At 64.2% G+C, this 9330-nt stretch carries 9 protein-coding genes; 1 reads left to right on the top strand and 8 read right to left on the bottom strand.

The annotated features are described in order from the left end of the window. The 6 genes from AC1DY5_RS30210 to mhpA all read right to left on the bottom strand — a co-directional run. On the bottom strand, positions 1-397 hold a 397-nt coding region (locus AC1DY5_RS30210; RefSeq protein ID WP_478117448.1), incomplete at its 3' end, for an ABC transporter permease subunit. An 11-nt stretch (positions 398-408) separates the two neighbouring features. Then, on the bottom strand, positions 409-1263 hold the full coding sequence (locus tag AC1DY5_RS30205) for a branched-chain amino acid ABC transporter permease (RefSeq protein ID WP_478117447.1): 855 nt from the start codon (positions 1261-1263) through the stop codon (positions 409-411). Between the two features lie 3 nt (positions 1264-1266). Continuing rightward, positions 1267-1971, bottom strand: coding sequence for an ABC transporter ATP-binding protein (locus AC1DY5_RS30200; protein ID WP_478117445.1), 705 nt, complete (start codon positions 1969-1971; stop codon positions 1267-1269). 1 nt (position 1972) lies between these two features. Next, positions 1973-2692 (bottom strand): ABC transporter ATP-binding protein, encoded by a 720-nt coding sequence (locus AC1DY5_RS30195; protein WP_478117443.1) that lies wholly within the window; start codon positions 2690-2692, stop codon positions 1973-1975. 17 nt (positions 2693-2709) lie between these two features. Beyond that, the gene (locus AC1DY5_RS30190) at positions 2710-3963 is read right to left on the bottom strand and encodes an ABC transporter substrate-binding protein (protein WP_478117441.1); all 1254 of its coding nucleotides are present in this window, start codon (positions 3961-3963) and stop codon (positions 2710-2712) included. 35 nt (positions 3964-3998) lie between these two features. Beyond that, on the bottom strand, positions 3999-5648 hold the full coding sequence (gene mhpA, locus AC1DY5_RS30185) for a bifunctional 3-(3-hydroxy-phenyl)propionate/3-hydroxycinnamic acid hydroxylase MhpA (RefSeq protein ID WP_478117439.1): 1650 nt from the start codon (positions 5646-5648) through the stop codon (positions 3999-4001). Between the two features lie 316 nt (positions 5649-5964). On the opposite strand from mhpA, the gene AC1DY5_RS30180 reads away from it, so the two are divergent. Then, positions 5965-6636: a TetR/AcrR family transcriptional regulator gene (locus tag AC1DY5_RS30180; RefSeq protein ID WP_478117438.1), complete on the top strand. Its 672-nt coding sequence runs from the start codon at positions 5965-5967 to the stop codon at positions 6634-6636. Positions 6637-6708: 72 nt separating this feature from the next. Here the strand turns inward: AC1DY5_RS30180 and AC1DY5_RS30175 are convergent, their stop codons facing one another. Both AC1DY5_RS30175 and AC1DY5_RS30170 read right to left on the bottom strand, forming a co-directional pair. Further along, positions 6709-8268: an AMP-binding protein gene (locus AC1DY5_RS30175; RefSeq protein WP_478117437.1), complete on the bottom strand. Its 1560-nt coding sequence runs from the start codon at positions 8266-8268 to the stop codon at positions 6709-6711. Positions 8269-9030: 762 nt separating this feature from the next. Further along, a complete protein-coding gene (locus tag AC1DY5_RS30170) occupies positions 9031-9207 on the bottom strand; it encodes a hypothetical protein (RefSeq protein ID WP_478117435.1) in 177 nt (58 codons plus the stop codon). Positions 9208-9330: the final 123 nt, after the last annotated feature.

Below are 9330 nucleotides of genomic sequence, written 5' to 3'. Positions count from 1 at the left end.
CCCAGGTGCCGATGGCGAAGTAGCCACCCTGCAGGCGGAACGCGATCCACGACACGGGTATCGACGCCACGCCAGCGATGAGCGCTCCCAGAGCCACTGCGACGAACGGATTGACGCCCCAGAAGTTGCCCAGCGCCAGCATCACGTAGCCGCCCAGGCCGAAGAACGCCTGCTGTCCGATGGACACCATGCCGCCATAGCCGGCCATCAGGTTCCACATCATCGCGAAGATGAAGTAGCAGGAAATCTCGACGAACTCCCGCATCCAGCTCGACTCGCCCCACCAGGGGAGGCTGGCGGCGAGCACTACCGCGGCCAGCCCGAGACCCAGCAGCGGGCCGCTGGTGCGGGTGCCGCGCACCACCTGGTAGGTGGGGTTCAATGATCCAGTTTGCATTTCGAGTCCTTTCAGCCGCGAGTCTTTGGCAGCAGGCCCTGCGGGCGCACCATCAGGATTGCCAGGAACATCAGGTGGCCGGCCCAGATGCCCCAGCCCGGATCCAGTCGGAACCCCACCTGCTGGGTGATGCCGAGCAGCAGCGCACCAACGAGCGTGCCCCAGAAGCTGCCCATGCCGCCGATGATCACGGCCTCGAACGCGAACAGCAGCAGCATCGGTCCGTCCGTTGGCGACACGGTGGTTCGCATGGCCTGCAGCGCGCCGGCCAGCCCGACCAGCACGAAGGCGAGCGCCGTGGCCAATGCGTAGACCTTGCGGGCGTTGAGACCCATAAGTTCTGCGATTTCGCGGTCATCCGAGACAGCCCGGAACGAGCGTCCCAGGGCGGTGTGGCTGAACAGCCATTGAAGACCGGCCGTCACCAGCAGCGCCAGCGCCAGGATCAGCAGTGGCAGCACCCCCACCGACAGGTCGCTCGTGATGGCCCAGCTCTGCRTGTTGAAGCCCGCAGTGTCGATCGAGCGCGGATCCGCGGAGTACGACTCGAGCAGCAGATTCTGGATGACGATGGACAGCCCGAACGTCACCACGAGCGACGGCAAGGGGTCCTTGCCCAACGTGCCATTGAGCACGAGCCGTTGCAGCACGAAGCCCAGGCACCATGCCAACGGCAATGTCGCCAGGAGCGCGATCCAGGGCGACAGACCCAATGCGACGAGCGTCACGGTCGAGAACGCGCCCAGAATGATGAAGTCTCCGTGAGCGGTATTGGTGAGCCGCATGACGCCGAAGATCAGCGACTGCCCCTGGGCGAACAGGGCGTAGAGGCCACCGAGCAACAGGCCTTGAAGGATCGTTTCCATAGGTCAGACTCCGAAGTAGGCTTGGCTGATCTGCGCGCGCGTCAGATTGGATGAAGGACCCTCCAGGGAGACCTGACCTTCCTGGAAGCAGTACAGCCGCTGCGAGACGCGGCGCGCCACGCTGACGTCCTGTTCCACGACGACAACCGCCATGCCTTCGCCGGTGATTGCGGGCATGGCCTGGTAGATCTCGCGGATCACGATCGGCGCCAGGCCCAGCGACAACTCGTCGCAAAGCAGGACCTCGGGATTGCTCATCAGCGCGCGGCCGATCGCCACCATCTGCTGCTGTCCGCCGGACAGTGAAGTGCCGGGCTGTCGGCGCTTTTCCTGCAAGATCGGAAACAGCTCGTAGAGGCGCCGCAGGTTCCAAGGGCCCTTGCGCCCCGCGTTGGCTCCCATCAGCAGGTTTTCCTCGACCGACAGCGAGGGGAACAACCGGCGCCCTTCCGGCACCATGGCCATGCCCTGACGCACGATCGTCGATGGTGCGGCGCCGCCGATGGGCTGGCCTTTCCAGACGACGGATTCAGCCACAGCTCGGACGAGGCCGGTCAGGCACTTCAGGAAGGTGGACTTGCCAGCGCCATTGGCGCCGATGATCGACACCAGCTCGCCGGCGCCGAGTTGGAAGTCGATGCCAAACAGGGCCTGGGCATCGCCATAGAAAGCCTGCAGGCCCTGGGTCTGTAGCAGTGGAGCGCTCACGTCAGACCTCCATGCCCATGTAGACGCGCTGAACCTCGGGGTCTCTCATCACGTCGTTCGGCAGTCCCTCGGCCAGACGCTGGCCGAAGTTGATGACATAGAGACGATCGGCCAACGACAGCAGCGCATGCACCACGTGCTCGATCCAGATCATCGTGACCCCACTGGCCTTGATCCGCTTGAGCTCCTCGACCAGCTCTTGCGCTTCGTGTTCGGTCAGTCCGCCGGCGATCTCGTCGAGCAGCAGTAGATCCGGCCGCGTGGCGAGGGCCCGCGCGAGTTCCAGCCGCTTGCGGTTGAGCAGCGTCAGCGATCCCGCCGGCTTGTTCGCATGCACCATCAGCCCGGTCTGCTCGAGCACCTCGACGGCGGTGTCCCAGGCCTGGTGTTCGGGCTGGCCCCCGCCGAAGCTCGCGGCGGTGACCAGGTTCTCGAACACGCTCATGTTGCCGAAGGGCTGGGGCACTTGGTAGCTGCGGCCGATGCCTCGGCAACAGCGCAGATGCGGCGGCAGCGCAGTGATGTCCTCGCCGTCGTACAGCACCCGGCCGGCATCGGCCCGGACGTCCCCCGAGATCAGATTGAACAAGGTGGTTTTGCCGGCCCCGTTGGGCCCGAGAATTCCGAGGGTCTGGCCTTTTTCGACCGCAAGCGTGATTCCGTCGGTGACCTTGACGGCCCCATAGGATTTGCTGACCGAGTGCAGTTCAAGCAGCGGCATGGTTCGCATCGCCTCGCTTAGATGACCTTGAGCGTGCCGCCCGAAGGGACCGCCTTGGCGGATTCGTTGTTGACGATGGTCAGCTCGTACTTGAACTTCTTGCCCTTGTTCCACTGGCCGAGCACGAGCGGGGTCTTGCTGACATTCTTGAACGGGCCCTTGCCGCCCCAGGCCAGGTCACCCACGACGGTCCTGATTCGGGTGGCGGCCACCGCTTCGCGCACATCTTTGGCATTCAGCGACTTGCTGCGCTTCAGCGAGTCGGACGCCACCTCGAACAGGGCGTGTGCAAACCCCAGCGGCTGGGTCCACTGCTTCTTGGTGCTCGCCTCGTAGGCATGGGCCAGGGCTGCGGAGCTCTCGCCAGTCAGGCTGGAGCTGAATGGGTGGGAGGGGCTCCACCACATCTCCGTCGTCAATCCTTCGCCGAGCTCGCCGAGCGCCTCGATGGCCAGCGGATGCATCAGCGCCTTGCCGAAAGACACCACCTTGGGCTTGAAGCCCTGCTGCCGCGCCTGCGTGAGGAAGGTCTTGGCATCCGGCGGAATGATCACGCCGGTGACGATTTCGACGCCGTCGCGCTTGAACGCCGCGATCTGGGCGCTGAAATCCTGCGTGCCGCTCTGGAAGCGCCCCGGATCGGTCAAGCCGAAGCCCATCTGCGCGAGCGGCTTCGGGAATCCAAGATCCTTGTCGCCCCAGGCATTGCCGTCCCCATCGTTCGGGAACAGTGCGCCTACCTTCTTGTTCGTGTCGACGCTCTTCCAGGCGTTGGTGAAGGTCGCGATGACATCCTCCAGGCCCCAGAAGAAGTGATAGGTCCACTCGAACCCGGTCGAGGGGTTGCCCTTGCGGCCGAAGAACCACGGTTGCCAAGGGACCACCGAGCTGATGCACGGCACCTCGTTGAGCTCGGCCGCGTCACTCACGGGATTGGCCGTCTCGGGCGTGCCTGCGGTCAGCAGGAGCGCCACCTTGTCCTTTAGGATCAGGTCGTTGGCGACTTCGCCCGCACGGTTCGGGTTGGATTGGCTGTCCTTCAGGATGATCTGGACGTCGTGTTTCCGGCCCCCGATCACGATGCCGTCCTTGAATGCGACCTTCATTTGTTCGATGACCCACTTGTCAGTCTCACCGAACGAAGCCAGAGCCCCGGTCTGTGGAGACACATAGCCGATCTTGACGGTGTCGGCTGCATGAGCCCAGGGTGTCGTGGCCGAGGCGGCCGCGACGGCCAAGCCCTGCGTGAATTGCCGGCGATTCAGATTCATATGCTCCTCCAAGGTGGAAATGGGTGACCGGACGCTCAGGCGATGACCACGCCTCGCGCCTCGCGGCGCACCGGGTCGGCCGCGCGGGTGGTTGTCAGGTGCAAGCGGGACATCACTTCATCGAAGCGTTGCCGCAGCACGTCGGGTGTGTTGGCGGTGGCCGCGACGTAGAAGTCGGGCCGCAGCAGCACGTACCGCGCATCGATCTCGTGCAACCACTTCGCATACGTCCCATCGATGTCGACGGCATCGCAATGCATGCCGGGCTGGCCCACCTTGACCGCGAGGCCTTCCAGCGACGCCAGCTGCTGCCGTTGGAAGGCGGTCAGTGCATCGGTCGGGTCTGCGTCCAGACCGATCAGGACCCAGCCCTGCCCGACGGCCTGGTCGAAGCGGTCGCGCCTTCCGTTGGCCTCCACCACGCCCTGCACGGACAGTTCTCCGGCGTGGGCGGCCTCTGCGCACCAGGCGCCCTGACCGAGTCGACAGACGTCGGTAGGAACGGGTGCGTTGTTGCGCAAAGCCAGGTCGGCCTTCATTCGCGCGTCGCGCTCGGCCGCTTCCTTCTCGTCGGAGATGCAGATGATCCGCCCCAGTTTCTGGCTGAAGTCGATGTAGTGCTTRRCATGCTCCAAACGCTCAGTCGTGTAGCTGTCCAGCACCTCGGGGCCCACCTTGCCTTCCAGCATGGCGTTCAGCCGCCAGCCGAGGGCGACGGCGTCACGGACGCCGGCGCACATTCCTTCGCCTGCGAAGGGCGGCATCAGATGGGCAGCGTCGCCGGCCAGGGCGCAGCGCCCCTTGTTCCAGACCTTGGCCCAACGCGCCTGGAAGCGGTACACCGCACTGCGCTCCAGAACCGCGTTCTCCGGAGTCATCCCCCACGGCTCGAGCAACTCCCAGGCGCGCTCAGGTTTCTGCATTTCCTCGGCCGATTCGCCAGGGAGCACCATGTACTCCCAGCGGCGGCGGCCCGGGCCTCCCGGCACGATGGTGGTGGGGCGCTTGGGATCGCAGAGCTGCCATTGCGCCGGCTTCGTCTCGTAGTCGCCGTTCGGAATCATGTCGAGGATCAGCCAGTCGAAGAAGTAGCCCTTGTCCTCGTTCTCGATGCCCAGGCTCTCGCGAACGAAGCTGTTGGCGCCATCTGCGCCCACGACGTATTTCGCGCGCAGCGTCCGGCTCGGACCGTCGACATCGACTTCTTCGGGACTGCGCTGCAGGGTGAGGGTGACGCCATCGTCGTCCTGCGCCAGCGCCATGCCTTGCCAGCCACGCAGTTGCTGGACGTCGGGCAAGGTGTCGGCGATGCCGGTCAGACGCGCTTCAAGTTCCGGCTGGTTGAACCAATAGCGCACCCGCCAGCCCGAGGCCGACGTGCTCTGCCAGTCCACGATCTGGAGGTTCTCGCCCTCGGTGTCCTTCCAGTAGTACAGCTCGTCGTGGTAGTCGATCGCCGGATCGTTTTCGGAGTCGATCCCGAGGGTGGCCAGGATGCGGGCGATTTCGTGGTCATAGGTGACCGCCCGTGGCCGACAGTAGGCCTGGCTCCAGCGTTCGATCAGCGCAACGCGCTTGCCCTGCTTGCCGAGCAGGATGGCCAGTAGCGTGCCGACGGGTCCGCCGCCGACGATAGCCACGTCCGCGTCGAAGCCGAGCGGCGCTTGGGTAGAGATGCTGTTCATGTGGGAATCCCTTTCGAAGTTGATCCGGCGCGCCTGCGCGCCATCGCTCGTCGGAGAAGTGCTGCGCATCGCTCCAACCTGTTGCTGCGGTGGCTTCACGGAACCATTCAAGCCACGGAAATGAATGTACGTCGAATATGAATGACGTTCATATATGGTTTACCCTCGAATTTGATGTTGATCACCATGGCTTTGAATGGCCACGAGCCACGACGATTTTTTGCAGGGGGACGCCCCCCAAAGGCCCGTCCTAGCGGCCTTGCTCAAGGGAAGTCAGCCACGAGCAACCGAGGACATTCAAACTAGAATGTCATTCATGAATGAGGAAAAATTCACTGAGAAGCAAGATTCCGCCGAGCCGAAGGGCCGGGGCCGCGTAGCACGACGGCGCGAAAAGAACCGGGAAGCGCTGCTTCGCGCGGCTGGCGTTGTCATGAGCGAACGGGGCGTGGACGGCGCCACCATGCTCGAGATTGCCGAACGCGCGGATGTGGGGGCCGGAACGGTCTACAACTACTTCAAGTCGAAGGAGGAGCTCGCCATCGCCGTCCTCGAGGAAATGATGCACAGCCTAGCCCTGCGCATCGAGCAGACCACCAAGGGATTCACAGATCCGGCACAGGTCTACGCATACGGCGTACGTACCGTCCTCGAGACTGCGACGGCCGATGTTCGCTGGAAGCAATTGCTCAGTCGCTCAGAAGTCATTGCCGACGCGCTCTTCCGGCGTATGGGCCCCTTCGCGATACGGGACCTGCGGCGAGCGTCAGACGCCGGCAGGTTTCAGATTTCCAACCCGGAATTGATTTGGCGAATGACGACCCATGCGATCGTCGGAATCAGCCTCGCCATCACCACCGGCGACGTTTCGCAGACCGCGACGGACGAGATCGTCGTCCGCCTGCTGTGCATGACGGGAATTGGTGCCGACGCAGCCCTCGAGTTGGCGAAGCGGCCTCGGCCCGCATTGGGCGGGAATATCAAGTGAGTGGCAAATCAGTTGAAGTTCAATGCCGGGAAGCGGCCATTCGCGAACTTCGGCTCCTGGCCGAAAACTGCGCTACCGCGCGCGATCCCTGAGAGCGCGCCTCAGGATCTTTCCGGCCGCCGATTTTGGTATTGCATCGATGAACTCCACGCTGCGGATTCTGGCGTAGGGCGCTACCTGCGCCGCCACATAAGCCATCAGTTCCTCATCGCCGATCTCGCATCGCTTCACGACGAACGCCTTTGGGACCTCGCCAGTCTCTTCGTTGGGAATACCGATGACGGCGGCATCGGCGACGGCGGGATGGCTCAGTATCAAGGCCTCCAGTTCGGCCGGAGCAACCTGGTAGGCGTTGACCTTGATCAGTTCCTTCAGCCGGTCGACGATGAAGATGTGACCTTCCTCATCGATCAGCGCCACGTCCCCGGTGAGCAACCAGCCGTCGGGGTCGATCATCGCGTCCGTCTCCGGCGCGTTGCCGAGGTAACCGCGCATGACGTTCGGCCCGCGCACGACTAGTTCGCCGCGCTCGTTGGGTCCGAGATCGGCGCGGGTCGTGACGTCGACGATGCGCGCCTGGACATTCGGCAGCAGGCGTCCGACGGAGCCGGACTTGACCGGATCCCCTGTGCGCTTGCGACTCGCGACGCCCACAGTGGTTTCCGTCATTCCGTAACCCTGTTGCACCGGCACTCGCAGGCGCGCACTGGCCGCCTGCTGCAGCTCGTTGCCCAGGGGCGCGGCTCCAGAGTTCACCAAGGTCACCGACGACAGGTCGTAGTTCGCCACCATAGGATGCTTGGCCAGGGCCAGAACGATCGGCGGCACGACGTGGAGCATTGTCACGCGATGGCGTTCGATGAGCTGCAGGAACTGCTCCAGGTCAAAGCGCGGCATCGTCACGCAGCGCACACCGCGTCGCAACGTGCCGTTCAGGAACGCCACCAGACCGTAGGAGTGAAAGAAAGGCACCACCGCCAGGGTGCAAAGGCCTGCGACCTCGGCGTCGGAGGCCATGGTTTCCAGCTGCGACAGCATGGCCACAAGGTTGCGGTGCGTCAGCATCACGCCCTTCGCCCGGCCGGTGGTGCCGCTCGAGTACGGCAGTGCAACCAGGTCCCGGGCGGGATCGATGTCCACGGCCACAGGCACGGCGTCGGCGGCAAGGAGGGCCGCGAAGGGTGTGCCGCCTTTGGCTTCCCCCAGCACGAAGACTTCCTGCACGCGCGAAGACGCCGCGGCCTTCAGGGCTGTCTCGAGCAGCGCAGGCTCGGTCAGCACAAAGCGCGCCTGGCTGTCATCGAGTTGACTCGCGAGGCCCTCGGCCGTGCACAGCGGGCTTGCCATCGTCACGACCCCGCCGGCCATCGCCGCGCCGTGGAAGGCCAACGGATACTCCGGCACATTGGTGCAATGGATCGCGAACACGTCGCCCTTTCGCAGGCCCCGGCGCATCAGCGCACTGGCGACGCGTCGCGCGCCCTCGTGGACCTGGCCATGGGTCAGCGTCCGGCCACTGGGCCCGTCGATGAAGGCGATGTCCCCGGTTCGTCGGGGCAAATTCGCGAAGACGAAGTCACTCAGGGACTGATCGGGGATCGCGATGTCGGGCCAAGGACTGCGGAAGATCATTGCGGCTCCTCGGCGCGGCGCGCCAGAGGAGGCACTCTACACCGCGCAACGAGTTCAGCAGGGGCAACCGGATCAGTCGAACTACTCGTTCGGTGCACGCTACCCGATGACCGGTATTGGCGGGCCGGACCCTGCCGCATCCTCGACGCGCCATTTCGCAGTCGATGTGGTCCATGGTTCAGACCGTGGCGCATTTGTCGGAAGATGCAGGTCACGCGGTCTGAGCCCGCCCGCAATGTGCCGGACTGGATTGGTCGTCAACATCCAATAAGTCGAACGGCCACGCCAGCGGCTGTGGTGCACTCGTCGCTGCAGGGGAAAAGCGCGCTGCGCAGGCGTACAGTCGCGCATCAGCACGTCGTTTCGGTGCGCACACGGCTACTGATGGCGGCGTTATCCCGCCTATCGCGGTATGCACCAACCCTTTCACCGGAGGAAGTGCCCATGAGCGAAAGATCCGCAATCGACGAAGCACGCTTTGCGCAAGCCGTGSARCTCGTTGCAGCRGCCGTGTCGGCCAATTCGCTGAGCAGCGATCGGAGCTTTGATGCGTCCACTCACCAAGATGTCCTTCGAGTGGCGCTGATTCGCGYGTACRTGACGCTTGGGGATGCKCGGGACGAGATTGAGGGTCATGTCCGCAGTCCGGATTGACCTGGTCCRGCCTACGCCTGGGATGGCACCAAAAGGGGTACGGGRGAATTGGCCGCTTYGGGCTGTTCAGATGCCCCCTCGGRTCTGTGTMGCTCATCGCGGAATCGGTTAGCTTGCCTCGCGGTCAATAGTGCTACACAGCGTCTCGTCAAGGACGGGCATCTTCCCCTCAATCAGCCGCGTTCGCGCCGCTTGCACTGCTGCTTTGTGCACCAGCTCCGGCAAGGTGCGTCCGTTCAGATAGTGGGCGACCAAGGCTTCGGCGGCTACAAGAAAGAGGGCCATGGCGTGTCTCCCCAGGCCCCTCGGGGGGCATATAGACCTCAGCGGAGAGCGCCTCGCTGGTCCAGAGTGCCAGATCCCCCGATGTTCCCCCGATGTGGCCGGTGTCCGTGATCACTCGGCGTC

Source organism: Variovorax sp. P4_D9, assembly GCF_056401695.1.
The sequence above is the reverse complement of the archived record's forward strand: the minus strand, read 5'-3'. Positions and strand labels throughout refer to the sequence as shown.

Coding starts and splice junctions, on each gene's coding strand:
- AC1DY5_RS30195 (WP_478117443.1), bottom strand. CDS start 2,692: ATGCCGCTGCTTGAACTGCACTCGGTCAGCAAATCCTATGGGGCCGTC.
- AC1DY5_RS30190 (WP_478117441.1), bottom strand. CDS start 3,963: ATGAATCTGAATCGCCGGCAATTCACGCAGGGCTTGGCCGTCGCGGCC.
- AC1DY5_RS30180 (WP_478117438.1), top strand. CDS start 5,965: ATGAATGAGGAAAAATTCACTGAGAAGCAAGATTCCGCCGAGCCGAAG.
- AC1DY5_RS30175 (WP_478117437.1), bottom strand. CDS start 8,268: ATGATCTTCCGCAGTCCTTGGCCCGACATCGCGATCCCCGATCAGTCC.
- AC1DY5_RS30170 (WP_478117435.1), bottom strand. CDS start 9,207: ATGGCCCTCTTTCTTGTAGCCGCCGAAGCCTTGGTCGCCCACTATCTG.